This window comes from Enterobacter sp. FUJ80071 (genome assembly GCF_038739915.1).
Lineage (GTDB): Bacteria > Pseudomonadota > Gammaproteobacteria > Enterobacterales > Enterobacteriaceae > Enterobacter > Enterobacter kobei.
Genome location: NZ_JBBXKH010000001.1, coordinates 3,874,508 through 3,901,134, shown reverse-complemented (window position 1 = coordinate 3,901,134; position 26,627 = coordinate 3,874,508). Strand labels below are relative to the sequence as shown.

Below are 26,627 nucleotides of genomic sequence, written 5' to 3'. Positions count from 1 at the left end.
CCTGAGCGTTATTTAATGACAACGGTGTATTGAACGGCGCCGACAACTTTGCCGGGGGTGAGGGCCGTCTTACGATCGACCCCGCCGCCAACATAGATATGTGCCTGATAGTTTTTGGTGAGCGTGGAGGCGGTATAGACCTTCTCCTTACCCAGCGTGATCGCGGTTGAGTTCTTCTCAAAAAGGCGAATACTAAAATTGCTTGCATAGCCATCGCCGCTTTCAACGCCGATCACACCGGTCAACGCGCCTAAAGGGGTGTTAATTAAGGAGTTGAAGGTGATGCCAATTTGTTCCGTAGAAGGGCAGCCCACGGTGATGCTGAAGTCTTTTTTAACACCTTGAAAAGTATCGTCGTTTTGAAAATCGGCGATGTTATAGGTGCCTAAATCGACGTTTGTTGCCGAGGGGTAAATGGAGCACGAGGCGGTAACCACCTTAATGGCAACACCAAAGTTGATGGCCATAATCGGCAGTTTTTCGCTTTCATCGGCGGACGGGATCACCAGTGCCTCCGCCACCTTACCCGCTGGAATAAAGTATTCCCCTTCAGGCATCGAGCCGGTCTGGACCATTTCCACCAGAACCGTACTGTTTTTCACTCCACAACCGGTGGAGCACGTGGTCGGCGAACCCGAGTTACCCGGCAACCATGAAGATTCGGTCTGCATGGGCCATCGCATGCGAATGCCTATCCCCGGGATTTCGGTGTTATAGACATGATCAATCTGCGACCGGATATAGCTTCGCGAATAGCTTGAATGCCATGAAGATTGGGTGGACGCGTCGCAGGTGTAGCTGACGTCCGGCACCTGATAGGTTTTGCTCCATAAAACCTTGCCGACTTCACGCTGCTTTATGACGTTAAGCGTGATGTCGTCCATGATATTCAGCGTCGCCAACGGGGACGTGAGGGTGCACAACGCCGCATAGGCGTTGTTGCACGTTAAAGAGATAAACGCCGTGGATAAAAGAATCAGCGCAGCCGTAAAAATCCGTTTCATGGTGTTGCCCCGTTATTGATGCAGGTAATTTCAATAGCCTTAAACGCTTCTTCCTCGGTTGGTCGGTCCTCAGTGCCTTGCTTCACATAACGCGCACCGCACTGCGCGGGCTTTTTATTTTTCTTCCACTGGAGGGTAAAGACGTTTTGGCCTTCCTTAAGCGCCACCATCGCCACGCCGTTTTGACCGACCATGCCGATCGCGTTGTGCGATTCGTCCAGTACCGACGCACCAAATGGGATCACTTCGCCGGAAGGCTGCATAAAGCGCACAAAGCTCTGGCGATTGGCCTGGGTGTCCATTTTGATCAGCACTGCCGCGCCGGAGGTTGGCACGATGGTTCGGCGGGTGTCGTCGACCTCGACGGTATACGCGGTGCCTTTCGGGTCGGCGTACACCTCGTTGTACTTGTAAGGCACCAGATACCCGACAATGCCGTAGCCGTTGTCTTTGATGACGGCCTGGGAATCCGGGTAGATGCGAGAGCCTTCTGCGCCTTTTGCTTCCACGATGCCAATGGTGTCTGCGAGGGTTGGCACAAAGTTGATGCCGCCTTCATGCACCACCACGCCGCCGTTCAGGTTGACCCCTCCCATAAAGGAGTCCCGGGACTGGCTGTAGGTCATCCCGCCCGAGGCGCTCTCGCCCGTGTAGGAGAGGTTCATGCCGAAGTTTGTTTCCGGCGTGTTGGACTGGCTGAAATAGCCGCCAAAGCCAAACTGTGAGCGTTCCCCGGCGGAGCCGTTCAGCGAGGTACGGAAGTTGGCTTCTTCGCTGTTATAGCTAAAGTTGGCCCCCAGGCGAGCCTGCTTCTCGTAGTGGTGGCCAAGCGGCATGCTCACGTTCAGGTAGAGCGTATCTTCGTGGTCGCCATCGTCGTTATTGGTGCGTCCAAGGGAGATCCCCCAGGTCGTGATGCCAAACTGGTTGTTGTAGCCCAGCACGAAGTTCGACTTTTCATTTCGGCCCTGCTCGTTATTCCAGACGTTGCCCACAAACCCGCTGACGTAGAAGCTTCCCCAACCGGCGGGAAGCGTCTGGTTGATGTTGGCTTCCAGGCGCTCGCGATAGCGTTCCGGGAGAAAGTCTTCTTCATCGGCTTCAATCGAGCGCTTCAGGCTGACCGCGTCGCTCAGGGAGTAGAAATTCGCGCTGGAATAGCGATAGCCAATCAGGCTGAAGTTCGTCCCGGTTGTCGGGAGGGGCTTCGCCAGGCTAATGCGCAGGCTCATATTGCAGAAGGTGCCGCAGCCTGCGGTGTCCGGCTGCCCCTCGAAGCGGGTGAAAGAGCGCGTCACGTCTACGCCTAATGCGCCCAGACGGGTGTTAATCGCAAAACCGGTCATCAGCGCCGCATAATCACCTTCGAACGCGCTCTGTCCACCAACGTAGCCGGTAAAGTTATTGAATAAGCCGTACTGAAACGTGCCCTCAACCGCTTTCGGATCCTCTTTCAGCCAGGTATCGCGGATTTCACCCGCAGCCACAGAGTAGCGGGAGTAACCTTCGCGCAGCAGCTGCGGCACGCTGGAGTAGGGGACCACGAAGTAGGACTCTTTGCCGTTTGTCTCTTTAACGGTGACCTCAAGATCGCCGTTATAGCCGGTCGCATAGAGATCGCTGATGGCGAACTCCCCAGGTGGCACCACCTTTTCATACAGGGTGTTGCCAGCCTGCTTGATGGTCACCGTGGCGTTGCTGTTGGCGATGCCGCGCACCACCGGGGCATAGTTGCGTACCGAGTCGGGAAGCATGCGATCGTCCGTGGCGAGACGAACGCCACGCAGGGCGGTAGTGTCAAAAAAATCACCGGTGGTGTTCAGATCGCCCAGCACTATCTGCGATTGCAGCGGCGCAATGGCCCGCTCTGCATAGGCCTGGATATGCTGTACGCCGGTATTTTCCGTGTCGCTGCCGGAGCTCAGACTGTCGTAGGTCGTAAAACGCCATGCCCCCAGTGCGAGGGTGTTGTGCAAATTGCTGTAGAGATAGGTCGCGTTATCCTGAGCGGGGCGATAACGTGAACTGGTGGCGCTGAGGGTATAGGAGGACATCAGCGCCGGCACGCCGTTATCCCATAACTCCGGGCTTACGTAACCCGCAGGCGTGTTAAGCAGCATTGCCTGAGGAATCGTGACATCCAGCTGTTCTTCTACCGCATTATAATTAACCGTCGCGCCTTTAATCAGCTCGGGGAGAATAATGCAGGTATTCTGCTTCCAGTCGGGGGGAAGTTTTGATGTGTCGACGTCAAAGCGGACGACCATTTCGGGCGTCATGCAGGCGTTGAATCCCTGCTCATTATTTGCAGCCACAAAGGTAACGGTCCAGGTATTAACCGGCTTGAGGTTGCTGTAAACCTCAAGCGTATATTTCCCCGGCAGTATTTTTTCAACGCCGTCAAATTGTGTCAGATCGATTCCGCTATCGTAATACTTCATAAACCCACGAGAAAATGTCATCGGCTTACTGGTATCACTGGCATATACTGCGAGTGGCGCAATGGTCACCGAAATGACAAAGCCACTAATCACCCGCAGAATGTTAGTTTTCTTGTAAAACATCGACATATCACCGTCCTGGTCAATATGATTACTAATCAGAAGTTATACGTGCGCTTAATATAGGCACCCAGATCGGTAATATAATTGTATTGGAATGTCCCTTTCCCCTGCACGGCATTAACCTGCGGGAAGTGATATACCAGCGTGCTATATGGCGCGATCATCTCGCCATCAATCATGACATCTTTACCCTGAGCATCTCGGAGCCAGACATTTGTCATGCTTACATGGAAAGGCGAATTATTTGTTCCAACGACGTCATAACCGTTGGCTGCTTTTTTCAATTGCCAGGTTAATTCATCCGCCGCTTTCATCGGATTACCTTTCAGACCAACCGGGCGATAGAAAAATTTAATCAGCGTTCTGAACGCCATCTTTAGCTGATTTTTATCTACGTCGTCCGCCATTTCAGGCGGAATATCCAGGACATTGAGCCACAGAACCGTTTCACGATCTTTTGGATATTTCGCGGCGGCGCCTTCCGTCTGGAATATGCGGAAAACTTTCCCCTTTTGGCCGTTAATTCTGGCCGCCGGTGGGGTGATAAAGAAAGGCAAATCTTCTTTGGCGATGCCGTCACTCTTATCGGTGCTGGAAAGCCACACCTGAACCAGTTCAGGCGCTTTGCTGACGTTATTAATACGAATCGTTTGTTCTTTCTCCCCGGCGTTGAATGCCACGCGGGTCGTCATAATTTGAATCGTTGCACTGGCCGCAAAGGAAAAGGCCAGCGTCATCATGAATACAGAAGATATAACAAGTTTTTTTAACATCTGGCCTAATCCTTTAGGTGATACTCTTAGCGGATAAACCCGCGGGGCGCGCGATTACTGATATTTAATGGAGTACACAACGTCGGTTGAGACTTGACCGGCAGTAGATGCACCACCCGTCGCCACATATTGTGCCCAGTAATCAAAGCGAGCCGTATTACCGGCAACCGTAACGGTTTTAGCGCTATCGTTTGCGGTATTCAGGTTCAGTTTTGCTTTTGAAGAATCCAGTAAACCAACCTGAACTTTCTCAGCTCCGCCTGACGCTTTAGCCACGGTATTTTTCAGGTTACCGGTGGTGGCATCGATATTGGTGCTTTGCGCCAGTTCGAAGAATACGCTGGCAATTTTGCCATTGGTGCAGTTTGCGCCGCTTAACGTAATGTGGAATGGGGTATCGCCCGCACGCTGTCCATCCGTTGCAAGCGCGGTTGTACTAATAGAAGGTAAATGAACGGTAAAGTCTGGGCTTTCAGATTCGCCCTGTGCGTCACCGCCGGTAATAGTACAGGTTGCGTCGCTAATAGTACCTTCAAAAGTAATCGTGCCATCTTCTGCTGCCGCGGCGGTACCGATGGTTGAAAGAACGGCCAGGATTGCCAGCTTAGATAACTTATTCATAAAAATATCCATATCATTTCATTGGGGGGGCTATTGTATAGAGGTCATCTCCTCCACCGCTATCGGCCAGGCCTAAATATATTCCTAGTTTTAAAATGGTATATTTATTAAATTTATGAATTAAGTTTTGCTTCAAACTTTTAAACGCAAATAATGCGAAGAAATGGGGGGGTTAAGATAATATCAATTCTAAAAATGAATTTTATCGGTATGGTGAATAATTAGGGGCCGTAAAAGTCTGGCAACACAATTGATTTATGTTTTGAAAAGTGAGCTTGAATCTTCACGTTCCAGAGGCTAGCATTAGGCAAAAGCAGTAAGGACATCAATCCCTTCCTCGTCGGGTTTAACGACGCGGAGGGGATTTTTTTTCATCTGTATCTAATGCAACGACTTTTAAGAGGTCAGGACATGAGCACTTTAGGTCATCAGTACGACAACTCTCTGGTATCTAACGCGTTTGGTTTTTTACGCCTTCCGATGAACTTCCAGCCCTACGACAGCGATGCTGACTGGGTGATCACCGGTGTGCCGTTCGATATGGCAACCTCGGGTCGTGCCGGTGGACGTCATGGCCCGGCGGCGATCCGTCAGGTTTCCACCAACCTGGCCTGGGAGCATAACCGCTTCCCGTGGAACTTCGACATGCGCGAGCGCCTGAACGTGGTTGACTGCGGTGACCTCGTGTATGCCTTCGGCGACGCGCGTGAGATGAGCGAAAAGCTGCAGGCCCACGCCGAGAAACTGTTGGCTGCCGGTAAGCGTATGCTCTCCTTCGGTGGCGACCACTTTGTGACTCTGCCACTGCTGCGCGCCCACGCGAAACACTTTGGCAAAATGGCGCTGGTCCATTTCGATGCGCATACCGACACCTACGCGAACGGCTGCGAGTTTGACCACGGAACTATGTTCTACACTGCACCGAACGAAGGCCTGATCGATCCGAACCACTCCGTGCAGATCGGTATTCGTACTGAGTTCGACAAAGACAACGGCTTCACCGTGCTGGATGCCTGCCAGGTGAACGATCGCGGCGTGGATGACATCATCGCGCAGGTGAAGCAGATCGTCGGCGATATGCCAGTCTACCTGACCTTCGACATCGACTGCCTGGATCCTGCCTTTGCGCCAGGCACCGGTACGCCGGTGATCGGTGGCCTGACGTCCGACCGCGCCATCAAGCTGGTGCGTGGCCTGAAGGATCTGAACATCGTCGGGATGGACGTGGTGGAAGTGGCGCCAGCCTATGATCAGTCCGAAATCACGGCCCTGGCGGCAGCGACCCTGGCACTGGAAATGCTCTACATTCAGGCGGCGAAAAAAGGCGAATAAGCCTTAGGCGCTGATTGCTGCTGCGCGACGCATGCGCAGCAGCAACATTCCTCCGGCCAGCAGGGTGATCGCCTGCGACACGACCAGGACCGAAAAGCCAGAGCTGACCGACCCGACCGATTTCATCACCACCCCCATCAGCAGCGGAATAAACGCCGCACAGATATTCCCTATGCCATTAATGATCCCATACGCGCTACCCACCGCTTCCCGCGCGGCATGATGTTGGATCACCGCAGGGATCGCAGCTCCCTGAAGTCCCCAGAAAGCATTGGCGGACAACATAAACATCCCCAACCAGACAGGCTGATGGCTGAGCATCAGCGCGACCACGGACAGCGCCGTTAACGCGCCTCCCACCACAAACAGCACCGGTGCCTGTTCCGGGCGCATTTTGTCGAGCAGCACGCCGCCCAAAAATTTCGACCCCAGGCTCAGTAGGAAGGGAATGGCTGCAAGCAGGCCCGTAGCATGCAGTGAGAAGTGATGTTCATCGCGCAGCCATGCGGGCAGCCAGGCGCTGCTCCCCCAGAGATAGCTCAGCGTGGCGATTTCAACCAACAGGATCCAGCCCAGCAGCGGCGTTTGCCAGGCAAGGGTGAAGGTCTGCACCCATCCCGGCTTTTTCATCTTCCCCCGGCTCTGGGGCGCAGGCAGAAAGCGCCAGATTAACCCGCCACCCAGCACAAGATTCATGACGGCCAACGCGTAGAACGATCCCGCCCAGCCCAGATGCGCCATCAGCCAGGTGATCAGTGGAAAGCCTACCGCCAGCCCGAGCGAGACGCCCAGCGCGGTCACCGCGTTGGGTTTGCCGATCTCTTCTGCGTCAAAGCGCTCGCTGATAAAGCGCGTTTTTAATGAAAAGAGCGGCCCCTCCGCAATCCCCAGAATTACGCGCGCAATGAGCATCCCCATCAGCGAGCCGAGCAAGGGCGAAATCGCACAGACCGCGGCCCAAATCGCAATGCTGCTTAATAATCCCTGCCGATAATGAAGTTTGCTTTCAATAACTGGCGTTAATAATAAAGCCGAAAAACCATAACCCAGCAGAAAGCAGGTCATGAGCATTCCTTGTAACATTCTGTTTTCATTTAACTGAAAATGTGCGGCAAATTCCGGGTGTAAAATCATTACCGAGATATTCACACGGTCGATGTAGGAAATAATGATGAGTAATAACAGTGCAATTGTACCTTGCCATCTTGCCGTCATGATGCCTGCCTTATGTCTGCGCGTGTGAATATTTTTTATCAGGGTGATTGTCACGGGTGTAAAATGTTTCGCCTATGAAACTCATTGTTTATTAAGAATAAAGTAAAAATAAGTTTCACAGGTGAAACACGATGACGTGCCACCTTTTTATTTTTAATGAGCAAAAAGAAAAGAAGTCAATATCTGTTTTTTGAAATTTTAGACTATCGAAAAATCGTATTCTTTCACGCGGCAATAATGAAAATTTCATATCGCTGCATTTTTTCGTGATCCTTTGCACACTTAGTTAATTAATTACCTCCTGGTTAACAAATTCGTCACATTCGCGCTTGACGAAACATTCATCGCTTTTATATTGACCGTATTAAATAAGAAACAGAGTTTCATATATGAAACAAAAGCCTGGAGGATCGTGATGAGCTGGATAGGCGTATGTGACGCAGAACAAGTACAGGAAGATTTCCCTTTTAGCGGCAACGTCGACGGTAAAGAGATCGGCGTTTATTTGATTGACGGTGAATATTACGCGCTGGAAGACGTATGCCCGCACGCATATGCCCTGCTGAGCCAGGGCTTCGTCGAAGATGGCAAGGTGGAATGCCCGCTACACGAGGCGGTGTTCGACGTCAAAACCGGCCAGTGCCTGCATGGCCCCGGTGGTCGCAACCTTAACCGCTATCCGGTTCGGGTCTTTGAAAACCAAATCCAGATTACCTTCGTCGAGGAGACCGTGGCATGAGCGACACCCTGAACTACAACCCGGCGCTGCCGGAAAGCCGCCAGTTTACTCCGCCTGCAGAAGGCGGTAACGGTGCCATTCATAAGCCAGGCGATTACCAGAACCTGATCTGGCAAACCCGCAGCCGCGAGCCGGAAAACTGGGAGATGAACCTGATCGCGACGCTGGAAGATCTCTTCGAGCAGGGCGTTGAAACCTTGCCGGAGCTGGTGAACGGGCTGAACGCGGTGCGCATGCACGACCAGCAGGGCGAGCCCTGGAGCGACGCCAGCTTCCAGGCATTCTTACAGGTTAACGGCTACTGAGGACAACGCGATGACGACTACCGTACAAAACTATCTGGATAAAGGTCTGCGCGGCCTCTGGTATCCGGTACTGGCGAGCTGGGAAGTGCAGTCCGCGCCGGTGGGGATTACCCGCCTGGGCGAGCAGATTGTGGTCTGGCGCAATAAAGACGGCCAGGTGCAGGCGCTGGAAGATCGCTGTCCGCACCGCGGCGCACGCCTGTCGATGGGCTGGAACCTTGGGGACCGTATTGCCTGCTGGTACCACGGCGTGGAAGTGGCGGGCAATGGCGAAGTGAAAGATGTGCCCGCCGTGGACAAATGCCCGCTGGTCGGCCAGCAGTGCGTGCGCAGCTATAACGTGCAGGAGGCGCACGGCGCCATTTTCCTGTGGTTCGGCGTCACTGCTGACCAGCAGCCGGACGAGCTGACTTTCCCGGATGAGCTCGCCGACACGGACAGTTTCAGCAACTTCCTCTGCACCGCCGCGTGGAAATGCAATTACCAGTACGCGCTGGAAAACGTCATGGACCCGATGCACGGCACCTATCTGCATTCGTCATCACATTCGATGGCGGAAGGGGATCGCAAGGCCGACATGGTGCTTCAGCCGACCAAAACCGGCTTCATCTTCGAGAAAAAGGGGCAGAGCGGCGTCAATTTCGACTGGGTGGAATTGGGCAACAGCGGCACCTGCTGGATGCGTCTCTCCATTCCGTATAAGAAGCGTTTCGGACCGGGCGGCCACTTCTTTATCGTCGGCATGGTGGTGCCGGAAGATAACGACAACTGCCGCGTCTTTTTCTGGCGCATCCGCCGCGTGCAGGGCTGGCAGCGCGATATGTGGCGCTTTATGTACCGCAATCGTCTGGAAAAACTGCACTGGGAAGTGCTGGAGCAGGACCGCGTGGTGCTGGAAAGCCTGGCGCCAAATGCCCGTGACCATGAATACCTCTACCAGCACGACGTCGGGCTTTCGCGCCTGCGCCGCATGATGCAAAAGGCCGCGAAAGAACAGCTGGCGATGCGCGAAGCGCAGCAGGGAGCCGCCTGATGAACGGACTGCTGAGCGGGAAGCGCATCGTCGTGACCGGCGCCGCGCGCGGGCTGGGTTACCACTTTGCCAGCGCATGCGCTGCGCAAGGTGCCTGCGTGGTGATGTGCGACATCCTCAAAGGCGAGCTGGCCGAAAGCGCCCACCGTCTGAGCGAGCAAGGGTATGTAACCGAATCGCACGTTATCGATCTGGCCGATCCGCAGTCCATCGAGCAGGTAATCAGCGCCATTGGCAAACTGGGGCAGATTGACGGCCTGGTGAACAACGCGGCAATGGCGACCGGCGTGGGCGGTAAAAACATGCTGGATTACGATCCGGATCTCTGGGATCGGGTAATGAGCGTGAACGTCAAAGGCACCTGGCTGGTGACGCGTGCCGCCGTGCCGCTGCTGCGCGAAGGGGCGGGGATTGTGAACGTGGCGTCCGATACCGCGCTGTGGGGCGCGCCGCGCCTGATGGCCTACGTGGCCAGTAAGGGGGCGGTGATTGCGATGACCCGCTCAATGGCGCGCGAGCTGGGGGAAAAACGCATTCGAATCAACGCTATCGCGCCGGGGCTGACCCGCGTCGAGGCCACCGAATATGTGCCCGCCGAACGCCATCAGCTCTACGAAAATGGTCGCGCGTTAACGGGCGCGCAGCAGCCGGAGGATGTCACCGGCAGCGTGGTCTGGCTGTTAAGCGATCTGTCGCGGTTTATCACCGGGCAGTTGATCCCGGTCAACGGCGGTTTTGTCTTTAACTAAGGTATGGCGATTATGGCAAACGATCAGGAAGTGAAGTATCTGGTGCCGGGGCTTGAACGCGGTTTGCAGCTGCTGTTGGCCTTCGGCGAGCAGCATCGCGAGCTGACCTTTGCCGAGCTACACCGGCTGGTGGATATGCCGAAGGCCACTGCCTACCGCGTGGTGCAGACGCTGGAGTATATGGGTTTTCTGGAGCGCAATGCGCGCACCAATACCTTCTCGCTGGGCATGAACGTGCTGCGCCTGGGCTTTGAGTACATCGCCTCGCTGGACGTGGCGCAGGTAGGCCAGCCGGTGATCGAGCAGCTTCGCGATGTCAGCCAGTGCAGCAGCCATCTGGCGATCCGCGACGGACGCGACATTATTTACATTGCCCGCGTCAGCGCCGCCGGGTCGCGTATCAATCAGGTCAGCATTGGCACCCGTCTGCCGGTGCACTGTACCTCGCTTGGCCGCATGTTATTGACCGATATTTCCCGCGCCGATTTTGAACAGCTGTTCCCGCACGAGCGGCTGCCGGGCAACACGCCGGGGCAGCTTCACGACCGCGAAGCCCTGTGGCAGATGGTGCAGCAGGACAAAGCCCGCGGATATGTGATTGGCGAGTCTTTCTTCCGCCACGGCATCTCTTCCATCGTCTATCCGGTGTATGACCGAAGCCAGCGCGTGGCGGCGGTGGTCAGCATTCTGGTGCCGTCGGAGGAGATCCCGCAGACCGACCGCGAGCGGCTCCAGAACGAGGTTCGCCTCGCGGCAGATAAAATTTCTGGCTTCTTAGGGTACCTGTCACAGGCCAGTTAAATCAGTGAGTTAACGTCAGGCGCTTCAGTGCGTCGGGCATGTTTTACGCCCAATTTGGGCCAGATGAGGCAACGAACGATGAGTGTAACCGGAATTGAAAAGCTGGAATTTGGCGTGGAAGACCTGACGCACTGCGCCAAATTTATGCGTGATTTTGGCCTGACGGGCGATGCCAGCGGCCAGCGTTTTACCACCCTGAGCGGCGCGCGCGTGGAGCTTAATCCGATTGACAGCCCCGACCTGCCGCCAGCCTTTGAAGCGGGCAACACCCTGCGCCGTATGACCTGGGCGGTGGCCACCCCGGCAGACCTCGATGCGCTGCGCCCGAAGCTTGCCGGGCAGCCTGGCTTTCGTGAAGTGGGCGACGCCCTGGAGTGCCGCGATCCGAACGGCATGACGCTGCGCGTGCAGGTCAGCCAGCAGACCGACGTGGAGCTGAACGTTGAGCCGATTAACCAGTGGGGAGACGCTCGCCGAATCGACACCCCCAGCCCGGTCTACGATCGCGCCCAGCCGATTAATGTCGGGCACGTGGTGTTTTTCGTTGAGGAGCTGGCCGCGGTGGAGACATTTTATCGCGAAGTGCTCGGCTTCCAGGTCTCTGACCGCTACATCAACCGCGCCGTATTCCTGCGCTGCGGCGTGCGCGGCGGCCATCACAACCTGTTCCTGCTGCAATTACCGAACCGCAAGCGCGGGCTAAACCACGTTGCGTTTACGGTGCGCGACATCCACGAGGTGATCGGCGGCGGTATCGCGATGAATAAAAACGCCTGGAGCACGTTTATTGGGCCGGGCCGTCATCCGGTGTCGTCGGCCTATTTCTGGTACGTCAACAGCCCGACCGGCGGCGCGTTTGAGTATTACACCAACGACGATTACCTGACCGAAAACTGGCAGCCGCGCGAGCTGGAGCATTCGCTGGTCTCCTTCACCGAATGGGCGGTGGAAGGCGGCATCGACCACGACACGCGCCGTCAGCAGAAAAAGCCGGAGGCGGTATGACGTCGCGCATTGTCATTATCGGCGGCGGTCAGGCGGGCGGCTGGGCGGCAAAAACCCTCCGCGACGAGGGCTTCGAGGGCGAGATTTGCGTGGTGGCGGAAGAAGCGTGGGATTTCTATGAACGTCCGCCGCTGTCGAAGGCGTCTCTGCTGGAGCCTGACGCGGCGCTCCCGCGGCTGTTTTCCGAAGAGGCACAGCAGGCGCTGGATCTGACCTGGTACCGCCCACTGCGTGCGGAGCAGATCGACCGTCAGACAAAAACGGTGCGTTTAAGCAACGGTACGCATCTTAGTTACAACATTCTTTTGATTGCCACCGGAGGGCGGGCGCGTCTGCCGGGCGAGGCGTGGGCGGCGCATCCGCAGGTCTATACCCTGCGCCACTGGCAGGACGCGCAGCGTCTGAAGGGGCGTCTGGCGCAGAGTAAAACCCTGGCGATAGTGGGCGGCGGCTGGATCGGCCTTGAGATCGCCGCCTCCGCGCGCAAAAACGGCGTGGCGGTCACGCTGTTCGAGCAGCAGCCCGCGCTGTGCATGAGGTCGGTGAGCGGAGAAGTATCGCAACGCTTAGCGGCCATCCATCGCGAACAGGGCGTCGACATCCGTACCGGCTGCGGCGCGCTGGAGCTGGAGGACGATAATGGCCTGCCGGTTATTCACTGTGATGGCCAGCGCGAAACCTTTGATGCGGTGGTGGTCGGGATCGGCGTCGATCTCAATCTGGAACTGGCGCACGATGCGGGGCTTCATACCGGGCGCGGGATCGTGGTGGATGCTCAGGGGCGTACCTCGGATCCGTTCATCTTTGCGGCTGGCGATGTGGCTCAGCATCACCACTACGGCTTGTGCATTCAGTCGTGGGCATTTGCCCAGAATCAGGCGGTGGCGACGGCGAAAGCGATGCTCAACCCCGATGCGCTAGGCTACGACGACGCGCCGTGGCTGTGGTCGGATCAATACCAGCACAATATTCAGATCCTCGGCATTCCGCATCCGGGCAGCAACACGATAGCGCGTGAAGATTCGCTCTTTTTCTCGCTGGATGAAAACGGACGACTGACGCAGCTGGTGGCGTTTAACGATGCGCGCACCGTCAAGCTGGCGAAACGTTGGATGGCGGCAGGGCGGGATTTATCGGACGTACCGCTCGCCGACCCGACTTTTTCACTGATGTCATTGCGATAGCTAACCCGCACCCGTAGGGGGAGAGATGACCACATTAGAGACCAACACCGCGCCCGTTGAGGCAGGCGGTGAGGGAACCCGCACGCCTGAAAAAGCAGTGCGCTGGGCTATCCCGCTGTCGCTGCTGGCCTGCGTGCTGCTGGCGTTTTTCGACAAAATCAGTATTGCGGCGCTGTTTTCTGACAGCCATTTCCAGCAGGCGATGGGGATCGATTTCGACACCACGCGCCTCGGCATTCTGATGAGCGCCTTTCTGCTGAGCTACGGTTTTTCGTCAGTCTTTCTCAGCGGGCTGGGGGATAAAATCGCGCCGCTGCGCCTGCTGACCGGGATGATGGCGATCTGGTGCGTGCTGATGGTGGCGATGGGCTTTACCCACAACTATACGCTGATGATCGTGCTGCGCATTCTGCTGGGGGTGGCGGAGGGGCCGCTGTTCCCGCTGGCCTTCGCCATTGTGCGTCACAACTTCCCGCAGCATCTGCAGGCGCGCGCCACCATGCTGTGGCTGCTTGGCACGCCGGTGGGCGCGGCGATTGGTTTTCCGCTCTCCCTCTGGCTGCTGAACACCTTCGGCTGGCAGAGCACCTTCTTCGTGATGGCGATGCTTACCGTGCCGGTATTGATTTTCGTGCGCATCGGTCTGCGTGGTATCCGCCTGGAGGCGAAACCTGGCACCACGCAGGCGTCTCAGGATGAGCGGCGTGCCGCGCGGCGCGAGCTGTTCGTCAGCCCGCACTTCTGGATCATCTGCATCTTTAACATCGCCTTCATGACCTACCTGTGGGGCATCAATGGCTGGCTGCCGGGCTACCTGATCAAAGGCAAAGGCATTCACCTGGAGCATGCGGGCTGGCTGTCGTCGATGCCGTTCATCGCCATGCTGGCGGGCGAAGTGATTGGCGCGTGGCTCTCTGACCGGGTCGATAAGCGTGCGGCAGCCTGCTTTATTTCCATGGCGGGCGCGGCTGTCGGGCTGGCGGCGGTCATGCACCTCGACACCCCGCTGACCATCATCGCCGCGATGAGCTTCAGCACCTTTATGTGGGGCACTGGCGCACCCAACATTTTTGCCCTGCTGGCGAAGGCCACTCATCCACGGGTGAGCGCGACGGCGGGCGGCATTTTCAACGGGCTGGGAAACTTCGCGGGCGCACTGTCGCCAGCGGTGATGGGGGCGCTTATCGCCTTCACCCACAGCATGGATTCCGGGCTGATTTTTCTGGCGGTGATGGCGGCGGTGGGCTGCGTCCTGTTACTGCCGCTGCTGAGACGTTACTGAGGAGAGTGTCATGACTGATTCAACCGTAACCCATAAATCAGGCATCAAACCTGAGCACCTGACGATGGAAGAGTGGGTCGAGTCGCGCATCGCGCGCTTTGAAGGCCGTAAGTACGACTGGAACGCGCTGAAGTTCCAGGCCGACTATGACCCGAAATATCGCCGGGCGCAGATGCGCTACATCGGCACCGGCGCAACGGGCGTGGCGAACGACACCAACACCGTGCAGGCGGACCATTTCACCTTCTCCACCATGGTGCTGCCGTCGAAGTGTGAAGGGCCGCTGCACCTGCATGACGACGTGGAAGAGGTGTTCTTCATGCTTAAAGGGCAAATCACGCTGATGGTCCAGGACGGCGAACACTACACCGAAACCGTGCTGCGCGAGCGTGACCTGATCTCCGTCCCGCCGGGTATCTATCGCGGCCTGTTTAACCACGGGGAAGAAGAGGCGCTGATGTGCGTCATGCTGGGGACCAACAAGCCGGAAATCCCGACCTATCCCGCCGATCATCCGCTTTCAAAAGTGAAGCGGAACTAAGGGGGCATGATGACGGGTTTTCGTGAACAGGGAAGCGGCATTCCGCTGATGCTGCTGCATGGGATCAGCTCGGGTGCTGCCTCCTGGCATAAGCAGATGGCGCTGAAGGGTTTTCGCGTGCTGGCGTGGGACATGCCCGGTTATGGCGAAAGCCCGATGCTGACCGTAGAACGGGCGAGTGCGGGAGATTACGCCGATGCACTGGCGGCAATGCTTGACCGCGCGGGCGTCTGGCAGGCGGTACTGGTCGGCCATTCTCTCGGGGCGCTGGTCGCCAGCGCCTTTGCGGCGAAGTTTCCCGACCGGGTGCGGCATCTGGTGCTGGCAGATGCCGCGCAGGGCTACGGTCAGGCCGCACCGGAGCAACGCGAGCAGGTCTGGCGCAGCCGCGAGCAGCAGATGGCGCTGGGCGGTGAAATCCTTGCCCAGACCCGCGCGGCGAAGCTGTTGCGCCCCGGTGCCCGCGGGGAAGATATCGCCACCGTCGCGTCGGGCATGCGCAAGCTGCGTCCTGAGGGCTACCTTGCCGCCGCGTGGATGCTGGCACACGACGATATTCACGGCTGGCTTAAACGTTACTCCGGCACGTTTGAGGTCTGGTGCGGCGAGCAGGATGCGATCACGCAGCCCGAGCTGGTGCAGGGGCTGGCACTGCGCTACGGCATGCCGTTTACCGCCATTCCCCAGGCCGGGCACGCCAGCTATCTCGATAACGCGGCGTTTTTTAACCAACAGCTTTTACGCATTAACGAAGAGGTGCGCGATGAATGCACAAATTGACGGGCGCGTAGCGGTAGTCACCGGCGGTTCTTCTGGCATTGGCTTTGAAACGCTGCGCCTGCTGCTGGGCGAGGGGACAAAAGTGGCTTTCTGCGGCCGAGACCCGGACCGGCTCGCCAGCGCCCACGCGACGCTGCAAAACGAATACCCCGACGGCGAGATTTTCTCCTACCGCTGCGACGTGCTAAACGCTGCCGAAGTCCAGGGCTTTGCGGATGCCGTTCAGGCCCGCTTTGGCGCGGCGGACATGCTGATCAACAACGCCGGGCAGGGCTACGTGGCGCATTTCAGCGATACCCCGCGCGAAGCGTGGCTGCACGAAGCCGAACTGAAATTGTTCGGGGTGATCAACCCGGTGCAGGCGTTTCAGCCTCTGCTGGAGCGGTCCGATATCGCCTCCATTACCTGCGTGAACTCCCTGCTGGCGCTGCAGCCGGAGGAGCACATGATCGCCACTTCTGCCGCCCGTGCTGCGCTGCTGAATATGACGCTGACGCTCTCAAAAGAGCTGGTGGGTAAAGGTATCCGCGTGAATTCCATTTTGCTCGGCATGGTGGAGTCCGGGCAGTGGCAGCGCCGCTTTGAGAGCCGGACGGACAAAAGTCAGAGCTGGCCGGAGTGGACGGCGGAGATCGCGCGTAAACGTGGCATCCCGATGGCGCGTCTCGGCAAGCCGCAGGAGCCCGCGCAGGCGCTGCTGTTCCTCGCCTCGCCGCTGGCGTCATTCACCACCGGCGCCGCGCTGGACGTTTCCGGCGGCTTCTGCCGCCACCTGTAAGGACACATTATGAAAAAGATCATGTTAATTGGTTTTGGCGCCATGGCGCAGGCGGTGATTGAGCGTTTACCCGCGGGCGTGGCTATCGGCTGGATCGTGGCGCGTGAATCTCATCATGCGGCGATTCACACACAGTTTGGTGATGCAGTGATGGCGCTCGGTACGCCGGTGGCGTGCGCTGACACGCCCGATCTGGTGCTGGAGTGCGCCAGCCAGCAGGCGGTGGCGCAGTACGGCGAGGACATATTGCGTCGCGGCTGGCATCTGGCGGTGATCTCCACCGGCGCGCTGGCGGACAGCGCGCTGGAGCAGCGTTTGCTCAGTGCTGGCGGCAAGCTGACATTGCTCTCCGGCGCGGTTGCCGGTATTGACGGGCTGGCGGCGGCGAAAGAGGGCGGGCTGGAACGCGTGACCTATCAGTCGCGCAAAAGCCCGGCCAGCTGGCGCGGCAGTTATGCTGAGCAGCTTATCGACCTTAACGCGGTGTCTGAGGCGAGCGTTTTCTTTGAAGGCAGCGCCCGCGAGGCGGCGCGCCTGTTCCCGGCGAACGCCAACGTGGCGGCGACGGTGGCGCTCGGTGGCGTCGGGATGGACGAGACGCGCGTGCAGCTGATGGTCGACCCGGCAACGAAGCGCAATACCCACACGCTGCATGTCGAAGGCGTGTTCGGCGAGTTCCATCTTGAGCTGAGCGGGCTGCCGCTGGCGTCTAACCCTAAAACCTCCACCCTTGCAGCACTGAGCGCGGTACGCGCCTGCCGCGAGCTGGCCCTGAGCTGAGGAGCGACGATGGACGATCTGAAGATTTTTATCGGCGGCCACTGGCGACATGGTGGTGGCAATCCGATGCAGAGCCATTTCCCGGCAGACGGGTCGATCAATGCGACGCTGAATGCGGCAAGTCTCGACGATCTGAATGACGCAATCGAGGCCGGCGAGCGGGCGTGGCGCGATCCCGCGTGGCGCAGCAGCCTGCCGCACATGCGCGCGAGGATCCTGCATAAGGTCGCGGATCTGATTGAATCCCGCGTCGACGAGCTGGCGAAAATGCAGAGCCGCGATAACGGCAAGCCGCTCGCGGAGGCGCGTGGGCTGGTGATGAGTGCGGCAGGGACGGCGCGCTACTTTGCCTCTGCCTGCGAGCTGCTGGAAGGGGAACTCCCGACGCCACGCCAGCCGGATCTGCTGACCCTGAGCCGCTATGAACCGCTCGGCGTGGTGGCTGCCATCACACCATGGAACTCGCCGATTGCCAGCGAAATGCAAAAGGTTGCCCCGGCGATTGCCGCCGGAAATGCGGTGATCCTCAAACCTGCCGAGGCCACGCCACTGATGGCGCTGGAGCTGGCGCGTATTTTTGAACAAGCCGGGCTGCCCGCCGGGCTGCTGAGCGTGCTACCCGGTAAAGGCTCGGTGATTGGCGATGCGCTGGCGCGTCACCCTAAGGTGCGCAAAATCTCCTTTACCGGTGGCACCACTACGGGCCGCCATCTTGCACACGTGGCGGCGGAAAAGCTGATCCCGGCATCGCTGGAGCTGGGCGGAAAATCCCCGACCATCGTGCTGGAAGACGCAGACATCGAGCAGGCCGCGCGCGGCATCTGCTACGGCATTTTTAGCTCGGCAGGGCAGGCGTGCATCGCCGGTTCACGGCTGTTTATCCACGAGAGCATTTACGCGCCGCTGATGTCGCGGCTGCTTGAGCTCACGCGCGGACTGCGCGTCGGACATCCGTTTACTGACGGTACCCATGTCGGGCCGCTGATTAACCCTAAACATCGTCAGAGCGTGCAGGATTACGTCGAGCTGGCGAAGCGCGAAGGGGGCCGCGTGCTGTGCGGCGGGGAGATCCCGGCCGATCCTGAGCTGGCAAACGGCAGTTTCTTCCTGCCCACCCTCATCGAAGGGCTGAGCAACAGCGCCCGCGCGTGTCAGGAGGAGATCTTCGGCCCGGTACTGGTGGCGATGCCGTTTCGCGACGAGGCCACGCTTATCCGCGAGGCCAACGACTCGGTGTACGGCCTGGCGGCGGGGATCTGGACGCGCGATGCCGGGCGCGCGCTGCGCCTGAGCGAACAGCTTGAGGCGGGCACGGTGTGGATCAACACCTACAAAGTCTTTGCGATTTCAACCCCGTTCGGGGGCTTTAAAGAGAGCGGTCTGGGCCGCGAAAAGGGCATTCAGGGGCTGAAAGCCTGGATGCAGCAAAAGAGCATTTATCTGGCGACGGGTAACAGCGTCAACCACTGGTGCGACTGAGAAAGGGTGAGCAATGAGCGAAATGATAACCGTCGGCGACGCCATCGCCAGAACGCTGGAGCAGTATCAGGTTGAGGCCATCTACGGCGTCATCTCCATTCACAACCTGCCAATCGCGGATGCGGTCGGGCAGCGCGGCAACATTCGCTTCGTGCCCGCGCGCGGCGAAGCGGGATCCGTGACCATGGCCGACGCCCACGGACGTTTTTCCGGTCTCGGCGTGGCGCTGACCAGCACCGGTGCGGGTGCGGGTAACGCGGTAGGCGCGCTGGTAGAAGCGATGAACGCCTGCACGCCGCTGCTGCATTTAACCGGACAGGTCGAAAAAGCCTGGCTGGATGCCGATACCGGATTTATCCATGAAACCCGCGACCAGCTGACCTTCCTGAAGGCCAGCTCCAAACGGGCGTACCGCATCAGCAACGCCAACCAGGCGATAGCTATCCTGCATAAAGCGATTCAGGACGCGCAGACGCCGCCGTGCGGGCCGGTCTCTGTTGAGATCCCGATTGATATTCAGAGTGCAAATATTCCGCTTTCGCTGGTGACCGCACCGGTGAAACCGACGTCGGTCGCCACCGTGGACCCCGCGATAGTTGACGCACTCTGGGCGCAGCTGAAGCAGGCAAAACAGCCGTTGCTGTGGCTGGGCGGCGGAGCGCTGAGAAGCGCTGATGCGGTGAAAAAACTGGCGGATGCAGGCATCACCGTCATCTCCAGCACCCACGCGCGCGGCGTGCTGCCGGACAGCCATCGCGGTAGCCTGCGGGCGTTTCACAACTCGCCATCCGTTGAAGCGCTCATCGCGCAATGTGACTTTACGCTGGTCGCCGGTTCACGCCTGCGCAGCAACGAAACCCGCTCATGGACGCTGGCGCTGCCGTCTCCACGGGTACAGGTAGATATCGACCCGGCGGCGGCGAGCCGTAATTATCTGATGGATAACACGCTGATAGCCGATTGTTCCGCGTTGCTTAGCGCGCTGGCCGACAACGTACAGGGGCGTGAGTGGGGCAACGCGCAGTGGGACGCGCTGGTTCAACAGGCGGTTGAGCAAGCCGGGCAGGGCCTGCGCGATCAGTGCGGCCCCTATGCGAGACTTAACGATGCCATCGAGAAAGCGCTTCCGCAGGACGGCCTGCTGGTGCGCGATATCACCGTGTCCGGCAGCCTGTGGGGCAGCCGCCTGTTCCGCGCCAACGGCCCGCTGATGAACATTCACTCGCTGGCCGGAGCCATTGGTATGGGGTTGCCGATGGCCATTGGCACCGCGATAGCTAACCCGCAGCGCAAGGTTGTGGGGCTGGTGGGTGATGGTGGTCTGAGTCTGAACCTAGGCGAACTGGCGACGCTGGCCCAGGAGAAAGCCAACGTGACGCTGCTGATCATGAACGACGGGGGGTACGGCGTAATGCGTGGTATTCAGGATAAGTATTTCGGCGGGCGTCAGTATTACAACGAGCTGCATACGCCGGACTTCACTCTGCTGGCGCAGGCGATTGGCCTGCAGGCATGGAGCGTTGAGCGTGCCGATGATTTTGTTGCCGTTATGACAGAAGCGCTGGCGATGCCGGGCCCGTCGGTAGTGGAAGTGCGGATGGGGCAGATTGGCGCCCTGAAGTTTGCCGGGCCGCCGCAGAAGACGCTGTATTGATATCGTGGATATCGCCCGGTGGCGCTGCGCTTACCGGGCCTACGGTTTCTCACACAATAACAGCGAAAAAACCGTAGGCCGGGTAAGGCGAAGCCGCCACCCGGCTTTTTTCATCAGAACACGTTAAACGGGTATTCCACGTAAGCACGGATCTCATCCCCACCCACGTTGTAATCGCTGGCGTTGCTGGAGACACGCAGCACGGAATAGCGCAGCTTCAGCTTCAGATCTTTCGCCGGACCATCCTGCACCTGGTACTGGATCTGGTTGAACCACTCATGCTCTTTGCCGTTGCTGGTTTCAGAGGTTTTGATGTTATCGCCACGCACGTAGGCGGTGGTCCAGCTCAGGCCCGGCAGGCCGAGTCCGCCAAAGTCCAGGCCGTACGATGCCTGCCAAGAGCGTTCGTCTTCGCCGTTGAAATCAGACCAGTAGGAGTTAGCCAGCCAGATGGTGTTGCCGCCGTCACCCACACCGCCCTGGTCTCGGTAGCCACCGTAGTTGTAGCCGGTGCTGCCGCTGCTCTGCTGGTATGCCACCTTGAACGTGTGAATGTCCCAGATATAGCTCGCTGCCAGGCTCCAGATGGTGTTGCTGCGGCCCGTGTCGAGGCTGTCGGCGTAACCCTGCTCCAGACGCGAGTTATAGCCGTTAAAGTCGAGTACCAGCTGCTGCCCGGTGCTGAACGGTTGTTTGAAATTCAGGCCCAGGTACTGCTTGTTCATTACCTCTTCATTATGCGAGGCATACACCGCACCGCTGAACTGCTCGTTAAACTGGTAGCTCGCGCCACCGAAGGTCAGGCTCTTCAGGCCGCTGTCGTGGCGGTCATCACTTTTGCGCTGCTCGTCGGTGAAGTAACCGGCGTTGACTTCCAGACCGTCGATCTCTTTTGAGGTCAGCAGGGTGCCGGTGTAGCTTTCAAACAGCAGGCGGGAGTTGTCGGCATTCACGATCGGCAGCTCAGGACGCTGACTACCGTAGCTCAGCACGGTATTTGAGATACGCATTTTGGCGGTTGCGCCAAATTTCGCTAAATCGGATTTTGCCCGGCCATCGTCTTCCTGTTTAAAGAAGTCGATACCGCCCGCACCGCTTTTTCCACGGCCACCGTCCAGACGAACGCCATACTGTGCAATGCCGTCTACACCAAAGCCCACCAGCCCTTCGGTATAACCGGATGTGAAGGTGGCAATAATACCCTGGCCCCATTCGGCTTTATCCTGCTGGCCCTGATGATAGTCGCGACTGATATACGCATTGCGTAAAAACAGGTCCAGATGGCTGTCGTCAATAAAACCCTGACTGTCGGATTGCTGGCTCGCAGCGGCGGGTAATGCGGCGAATAAACCTAAAGCAATTAACGATAATTCTTTTTTCACGGAGGGAACGTCTCTGTCTTAATATATTAAAATGAATTACTGCAGGTCGGATAATTACCCGAATGGTTAATGATTGCAATAATTATGTGTCCAGACGTTTCAGCGCTAAGAGCCGGATATGGAGAGGGTTTTGCGGGAGTTACCGATACGTGCGATTAAGTTGGCAATTCATGCGAAATAAAAAGGAGGCAAATTTGCCTCCTTCCAGAATTATTTAATTCCATCTGCGGCCATACGGTCGCGAATATGTTGTGCACGTTCTTCTGAGGCCGGGTGATCGTCAAACATGGAGCTCTGGCGTCCCGCTTCCAGCTTCGCCAGTTTTTCGAAGCTGGTGGCTAAACCTGACGGATTAATCCCGCGTTTGCGCAACAGATCGTAAGAGTAGTCATCCGCTTCGGACTCCTGGCGCTGGGAGAACTGGGAATTGACCAGCTTTTCTCCGACATCGCCGAGCTGTGACTGAGACAGGCTGCCCACGATACCGCCCGCAGAGGCAGCCGCCGCACGGATGGCGTTGGTGCCTAAGGCAACCTGCATCCCTTTTTTCACGTGGCCGAGCGCAACGTGACCCATTTCATGGCCGATAACCGCTTCCACTTCGTTGTCGGTCATCATATCCATCAGCCCGCTATAGACGCGGATGCAGCCGTTTGCCATCGCGAAGGCGTTGACGTCTTTAGCCATGTAAACCTTATAGTTCACCGGCTGACCGTTGATGTTATCGCCGAGCGCGGAAGCAATCTTATTCAGACGCTGTGTGTAGGTACTGTTAGCCGGCGCAATCGTGGCTTTTCCGTCCATATCTTTACAGGCCTGATCGCTCAGCGCTTTAACCTGCGCATCGCTCAGGGAGTAGGCCTGAAAGGCTTCTGCGCCTGACGTCATCAGACCGTTAGAATCCATATTCTGACAGCCGCTCAGCATGAGCGTTGTACCCAGGGCCAGCACTATTGCACGCATTTTCATGAAGTTGCTTCCGTACTTATTAATCTCAATAAAATCCGAAAAGTGCACCCGCAACGAAGCCGGGGCCGGGATAAGTATAAGGAATATCTACAGGCGCGGGCGAGCAGATTGCGCAACATGCGAGCATGATCCAGAGATTTCTTAAGCTGCAAAAGAATGGTCCATGTACATGCCCTGCGGCTTGGGTTACATTGTTGGCACTTTTTTCCGGCGTAGCCCAAAACGCGCTGTCGTCAAGGGCATGGCCTTTAACAGTCCGATCTGGAGTTAAAATGTCCTCACGTAAAGAGCTTGCTAATGCTATTCGTGCGCTGAGCATGGATGCAGTACAGAAAGCCAAATCCGGCCACCCGGGTGCCCCTATGGGTATGGCAGATATCGCCGAAGTCCTGTGGCGTGATTTCCTTAACCACAACCCGCAGAACCCGGCATGGGCTGACCGCGACCGTTTCGTGCTGTCTAACGGCCACGGCTCTATGCTGATCTATAGCCTGCTGCACCTCACTGGCTACGATCTGCCTATTGAAGAGCTGAAAAACTTCCGCCAACTGCACTCCAAAACTCCAGGTCACCCGGAAGTGGGTTACACCGCTGGCGTAGAAACCACCACCGGCCCACTGGGTCAGGGTATTGCTAACGCAGTGGGGATGGCGATTGCTGAGAAGACGCTGGCGGCGCAGTTCAACCGTCCTGGTCATGACATTGTTGACCACTTCACCTACGCGTTCATGGGCGACGGCTGCATGATGGAAGGCATTTCTCATGAAGTGTGCTCCCTGGCAGGTACCCTGAAGCTGGGTAAACTGGTTGCGTTCTATGATGACAACGGCATCTCCATCGACGGTCACGTTGAGGGCTGGTTCACTGACGACACCGCAGCACGTTTCGAAGCCTACGGCTGGCACGTTGTGCGTGGCGTTGATGGCCACGATGCTGACTCGATTAAACGTGCAGTAGAAGAAGCGCGCGCGGTCACCGATAAACCGTCCCTGCTGATGTGCAAAACCATCATCGGCTTCGGTTCTCCGAATAAAGCGGGTACGCATGACTCCCACGGCGCACCGCTGGGCGACGCGGAAATCGCATTGACCCGTGAAGCATTGGGCTGGAAACACCCTGCATTCGAAATTCCATCTGAGATCTATGCTCAGTGGGATGCAAAAGAAGTGGGCCAGGCGAAAGAAGCTGCCTGGAACGAGAAATTCGCCGCCTATGCGAAAGCCTTCCCTCAGGAAGCGGCTGAGTTTACCCGTCGTATGAAAGGCGAAATGCCGTCTGACTTCGACGCGAAAGCGAACGAATTCATCGCTAAGCTGCAGGCGAACCCATCTAAAATCGCCAGCCGTAAAGCGTCCCAGAATGCGATCGAAGCATTTGGTCCATTGCTGCCTGAATTCCTCGGCGGTTCCGCTGACCTGGCGCCATCTAACCTGACTCTGTGGTCTGGTTCTAAGCCAATTAACGAAGACACTGCCGGTAACTACATCCATTACGGTGTACGTGAATTCGGTATGACCGCGATTGCCAACGGTATCTCCCTGCACGGCGGTTTCCTGCCGTACACCTCTACCTTCCTGATGTTCGTAGAGTATGCGCGTAACGCCGTGCGTATGGCTGCGCTGATGAAACAGCGTCAGGTGATGGTCTACACCCACGACTCCATCGGTCTGGGCGAAGATGGCCCAACTCACCAGCCGGTAGAGCAGGTGGCTTCCCTGCGCGTGACCCCGAACATGAGCACCTGGCGTCCATGTGACCAGGTTGAATCTGCGGTAGCGTGGAAATACGGCGTTGAGCGTCAGGACGGCCCAACTGCGCTGATCCTCTCCCGTCAGAACCTGGCACAGCAGGAGCGTACGCCAGAGCAGCTGGCGAACATCGCTCGCGGTGGTTACGTGCTGAAAGACTGTGCAGGCCAGCCTGAGCTGATCTTCATCGCGACCGGTTCTGAAGTTGAACTGGCGGTTGCAGCATGGGAAAAACTGACTGCCGAAGGCGTTAAGGCGCGCGTGGTCTCCATGCCGTCTACCGATGCGTTCGACAAACAGGATGCGGCTTACCGTGAATCTGTTCTGCCTAAAGCGGTTTCTGCGCGTGTGGCAGTGGAAGCGGGTATCGCTGACTACTGGTTCAAATACGTGGGCCTGAATGGCGCTATCGTCGGTATGACCACCTTCGGTGAGTCTGCGCCAGCAGAATTGCTGTTCGAAGAGTTCGGCTTCACCGTTGATAACGTTGTCGCTAAGGCGAAAGAACTGCTGTAATTGCTGTTTTGCCCGGTGGCGCTACGCTTACCGGGCCTACAAATGGCACGCAAGTAGGCCGGGTAAGCGCTAGCGCGCCACCCGGCTTTTTTGTAGGCATTATTCCACCGAAAATGTGACGCATGTCATATAGCACGCTTATTCATCTGGACAGCCATTCCTTTTATTCCTCGATTCGCTTATTCTTGCTGAAGCGTTTCAGTCGATTAAATGTTCGACAATTGACCAATCAATCGCAGTTTGTGATAGCAAAGATTCCCCTTCGGGCGTAGCTGGATTACTCTTTCAGCCACCTCAAACTCAGGGATAGCTTTGCAGGAGATCTATGACCGTACGCGTAGCGATTAATGGCTTCGGTCGCATCGGGCGCAACGTGGTTCGTGCTTTATATGAATCCGGGCGTCGTGCGGAAATAACCGTGGTGGCAATCAACGAACTGGCGGATGCTGCGGGCATGGCGCATTTGTTGAAATATGACACCAGCCACGGCCGCTTTGCCTGGGATGTTCGCCAGGAAAGAGAGCAGCTGTTTGTCGGTGACGATGCCATCCGCGTGCTGCATGAAAGCAGTATCGCAGGGCTACCGTGGCGTGAGCTGGGCGTGGATGTGGTGCTCGACTGTACCGGGGTTTACGGCAATCGCGAACATGGCGAAGCTCACCTGGCAGCCGGTGCGAAAAAAGTCCTGTTTTCTCATCCCGGCAGTAACGACCTCGACGCGACCGTCGTGTTTGGCGTCAACCAGCATGAGCTGCAGGCTGAACACCTCATCGTTTCCAACGCCTCCTGTACCACCAACTGCATTATTCCGGTCATCAAACTGTTAGACGATGCGTATGGCATTGAGTCCGGCACCGTGACCACGATTCACTCCGCCATGCACGACCAGCAGGTTATTGATGCCTACCATCCGGATTTACGACGCACTCGCGCGGCGAGCCAGTCAATCATCCCGGTAGATACGAAACTGGCGGCAGGGATCACCCGAATTTTCCCGCAGTTTAATGACCGTTTTGAAGCGATTGCCGTGCGTGTCCCGACGATTAACGTCACCGCAATCGACCTGAGCGTGACGGTGAAAAAACCGGTAAAAGCCTGTGAAGTCAACCTGTTGCTGCAAAAAGCGGCACAGGGAGCATTTCATGGTATAGTTGACTATACGGAATTACCGTTGGTCTCAGTAGATTTTAACCACGACCCGCACAGCGCTATTGTTGATGGCACGCAAACGAGGGTCAGTGGCGCACACCTTATCAAGACGCTGGTCTGGTGTGATAACGAATGGGGCTTTGCTAACCGGATGCTCGACACCACGTTAGCAATGGCCGCTCAAGGTTTCAGGTAAGACGCATCGTGCGTCTGCAAAACTTTAAGAATCAACGAGAGGATTCAC

Annotated in this window: 24 protein-coding genes; 17 read left to right on the top strand and 7 right to left on the bottom strand. The window is 57.4% G+C overall.

The genetic code is table 11. The features are described from left to right. Nucleotides 1-8: 8 nt before the first annotated feature. The 4 genes from AAER43_RS18905 to AAER43_RS18890 are packed head-to-tail and all read right to left on the bottom strand — an operon-like array spanning nucleotide 9 to nucleotide 4,962. On the bottom strand, nucleotides 9-1,004 hold the full coding sequence (locus tag AAER43_RS18905) for a fimbrial protein (RefSeq protein ID WP_050863107.1): 996 nt from the start codon (nucleotides 1,002-1,004) through the stop codon (nucleotides 9-11). Beyond that, on the bottom strand, nucleotides 1,001-3,574 hold the full coding sequence (locus tag AAER43_RS18900) for a fimbria/pilus outer membrane usher protein (protein WP_050863108.1): 2,574 nt from the start codon (nucleotides 3,572-3,574) through the stop codon (nucleotides 1,001-1,003). Before AAER43_RS18900 ends, AAER43_RS18905 begins: the two co-directional genes overlap by 4 nt. 29 nt (nucleotides 3,575-3,603) lie before the next feature. Continuing rightward, entirely contained in the window at nucleotides 3,604-4,341 is a 738-nt protein-coding gene (locus AAER43_RS18895) for a fimbria/pilus periplasmic chaperone (RefSeq protein WP_023338772.1), read from the bottom strand. A gap of 54 nt (nucleotides 4,342-4,395) precedes the next feature. Then, nucleotides 4,396-4,962: a fimbrial protein gene (locus AAER43_RS18890; RefSeq protein ID WP_231082186.1), complete on the bottom strand. Its 567-nt coding sequence runs from the start codon at nucleotides 4,960-4,962 to the stop codon at nucleotides 4,396-4,398. A 411-nt stretch (nucleotides 4,963-5,373) separates the two neighbouring features. On the opposite strand from AAER43_RS18890, the gene speB reads away from it, so the two are divergent. Then, on the top strand, nucleotides 5,374-6,294 hold the full coding sequence (gene speB / locus AAER43_RS18885; protein ID WP_002434404.1) for an agmatinase: 921 nt from the start codon (nucleotides 5,374-5,376) through the stop codon (nucleotides 6,292-6,294). A 3-nt stretch (nucleotides 6,295-6,297) separates the two neighbouring features. Here speB and AAER43_RS18880 read toward each other — a convergent pair whose 3' ends face one another. Beyond that, on the bottom strand, nucleotides 6,298-7,509 hold the full coding sequence (locus AAER43_RS18880; RefSeq protein WP_047626740.1) for an MFS transporter: 1,212 nt from the start codon (nucleotides 7,507-7,509) through the stop codon (nucleotides 6,298-6,300). A gap of 415 nt (nucleotides 7,510-7,924) precedes the next feature. On the opposite strand from AAER43_RS18880, the gene AAER43_RS18875 reads away from it, so the two are divergent. From AAER43_RS18875 to AAER43_RS18810, 14 genes are all read left to right on the top strand, one after another. Continuing rightward, on the top strand, nucleotides 7,925-8,248 hold the full coding sequence (locus AAER43_RS18875) for a non-heme iron oxygenase ferredoxin subunit (protein ID WP_003860044.1): 324 nt from the start codon (nucleotides 7,925-7,927) through the stop codon (nucleotides 8,246-8,248). After that, nucleotides 8,245-8,553: a recombinase-like helix-turn-helix domain-containing protein gene (locus tag AAER43_RS18870; protein WP_014885173.1), complete on the top strand. Its 309-nt coding sequence runs from the start codon at nucleotides 8,245-8,247 to the stop codon at nucleotides 8,551-8,553. The genes AAER43_RS18875 and AAER43_RS18870 overlap by 4 nt, the downstream gene beginning before the upstream one ends. A 10-nt stretch (nucleotides 8,554-8,563) precedes the next feature. Then, nucleotides 8,564-9,586, top strand: a complete 1,023-nt coding sequence (locus AAER43_RS18865; RefSeq protein ID WP_014885172.1) for an aromatic ring-hydroxylating dioxygenase subunit alpha — start codon at nucleotides 8,564-8,566, stop codon at nucleotides 9,584-9,586. Continuing rightward, complete coding sequence (locus AAER43_RS18860; protein ID WP_050862341.1) at nucleotides 9,586-10,335, top strand: SDR family oxidoreductase; 750 nt, start codon at nucleotides 9,586-9,588, stop codon at nucleotides 10,333-10,335. The genes AAER43_RS18865 and AAER43_RS18860 overlap by 1 nt, the downstream gene beginning before the upstream one ends. A gap of 12 nt (nucleotides 10,336-10,347) precedes the next feature. Continuing rightward, nucleotides 10,348-11,136, top strand: a complete 789-nt coding sequence (locus AAER43_RS18855) for an IclR family transcriptional regulator (protein WP_014885170.1) — start codon at nucleotides 10,348-10,350, stop codon at nucleotides 11,134-11,136. A 78-nt stretch (nucleotides 11,137-11,214) separates the two neighbouring features. Continuing rightward, entirely contained in the window at nucleotides 11,215-12,141 is a 927-nt protein-coding gene (locus AAER43_RS18850) for a VOC family protein (protein ID WP_014885169.1), read from the top strand. Next, the gene (locus AAER43_RS18845) at nucleotides 12,138-13,325 is read left to right on the top strand and encodes an FAD-dependent oxidoreductase (RefSeq protein ID WP_050862340.1); all 1,188 of its coding nucleotides are present in this window, start codon (nucleotides 12,138-12,140) and stop codon (nucleotides 13,323-13,325) included. Before AAER43_RS18850 ends, AAER43_RS18845 begins: the two co-directional genes overlap by 4 nt. Before the next feature lie 25 nt (nucleotides 13,326-13,350). Beyond that, nucleotides 13,351-14,607, top strand: coding sequence for an MFS transporter (locus AAER43_RS18840; RefSeq protein ID WP_057057631.1), 1,257 nt, complete (start codon nucleotides 13,351-13,353; stop codon nucleotides 14,605-14,607). Nucleotides 14,608-14,617: 10 nt separating this feature from the next. Next, nucleotides 14,618-15,148, top strand: a complete 531-nt coding sequence (locus tag AAER43_RS18835; protein ID WP_050862338.1) for a cupin domain-containing protein — start codon at nucleotides 14,618-14,620, stop codon at nucleotides 15,146-15,148. Between the two features lie 9 nt (nucleotides 15,149-15,157). After that, a complete protein-coding gene (locus tag AAER43_RS18830; RefSeq protein ID WP_023337743.1) occupies nucleotides 15,158-15,928 on the top strand; it encodes an alpha/beta hydrolase in 771 nt (256 codons plus the stop codon). Next, nucleotides 15,912-16,706, top strand: coding sequence for an SDR family oxidoreductase (locus AAER43_RS18825; protein WP_050862337.1), 795 nt, complete (start codon nucleotides 15,912-15,914; stop codon nucleotides 16,704-16,706). Before AAER43_RS18830 ends, AAER43_RS18825 begins: the two co-directional genes overlap by 17 nt. Nucleotides 16,707-16,715: 9 nt before the next feature. Then, entirely contained in the window at nucleotides 16,716-17,486 is a 771-nt protein-coding gene (locus AAER43_RS18820) for an aspartate dehydrogenase (RefSeq protein ID WP_023331260.1), read from the top strand. 9 nt (nucleotides 17,487-17,495) lie between these two features. Next, nucleotides 17,496-18,965 carry an aldehyde dehydrogenase gene (locus AAER43_RS18815; RefSeq protein WP_050862336.1) on the top strand — a complete coding sequence of 490 codons (1,470 nt, stop codon included), beginning with the start codon at nucleotides 17,496-17,498 and terminating at the stop codon, nucleotides 18,963-18,965. Between the two features lie 13 nt (nucleotides 18,966-18,978). Continuing rightward, the gene (locus tag AAER43_RS18810) at nucleotides 18,979-20,619 is read left to right on the top strand and encodes a thiamine pyrophosphate-binding protein (RefSeq protein WP_050862335.1); all 1,641 of its coding nucleotides are present in this window, start codon (nucleotides 18,979-18,981) and stop codon (nucleotides 20,617-20,619) included. A gap of 113 nt (nucleotides 20,620-20,732) precedes the next feature. On the opposite strand, the gene AAER43_RS18805 is transcribed toward AAER43_RS18810, so the two are convergent. Together AAER43_RS18805 and AAER43_RS18800 are read right to left on the bottom strand one after the other, a co-directional pair. After that, nucleotides 20,733-22,001 (bottom strand): OprD family outer membrane porin, encoded by a 1,269-nt coding sequence (locus AAER43_RS18805; RefSeq protein ID WP_023337739.1) that lies wholly within the window; start codon nucleotides 21,999-22,001, stop codon nucleotides 20,733-20,735. Nucleotides 22,002-22,211: 210 nt separating this feature from the next. Continuing rightward, nucleotides 22,212-22,970, bottom strand: a complete 759-nt coding sequence (locus AAER43_RS18800; protein WP_023331256.1) for a M48 family metallopeptidase — start codon at nucleotides 22,968-22,970, stop codon at nucleotides 22,212-22,214. 272 nt (nucleotides 22,971-23,242) lie between these two features. Here AAER43_RS18800 and tkt point away from each other — a divergent pair, with 272 nt between their 5' ends. After that, nucleotides 23,243-25,234, top strand: a complete 1,992-nt coding sequence (gene tkt / locus AAER43_RS18795; RefSeq protein WP_014885158.1) for a transketolase — start codon at nucleotides 23,243-23,245, stop codon at nucleotides 25,232-25,234. 325 nt (nucleotides 25,235-25,559) lie between these two features. Then, on the top strand, nucleotides 25,560-26,579 hold the full coding sequence (gene epd / locus AAER43_RS18790; RefSeq protein ID WP_014885157.1) for an erythrose-4-phosphate dehydrogenase: 1,020 nt from the start codon (nucleotides 25,560-25,562) through the stop codon (nucleotides 26,577-26,579). Nucleotides 26,580-26,627 lie beyond the last annotated feature (48 nt).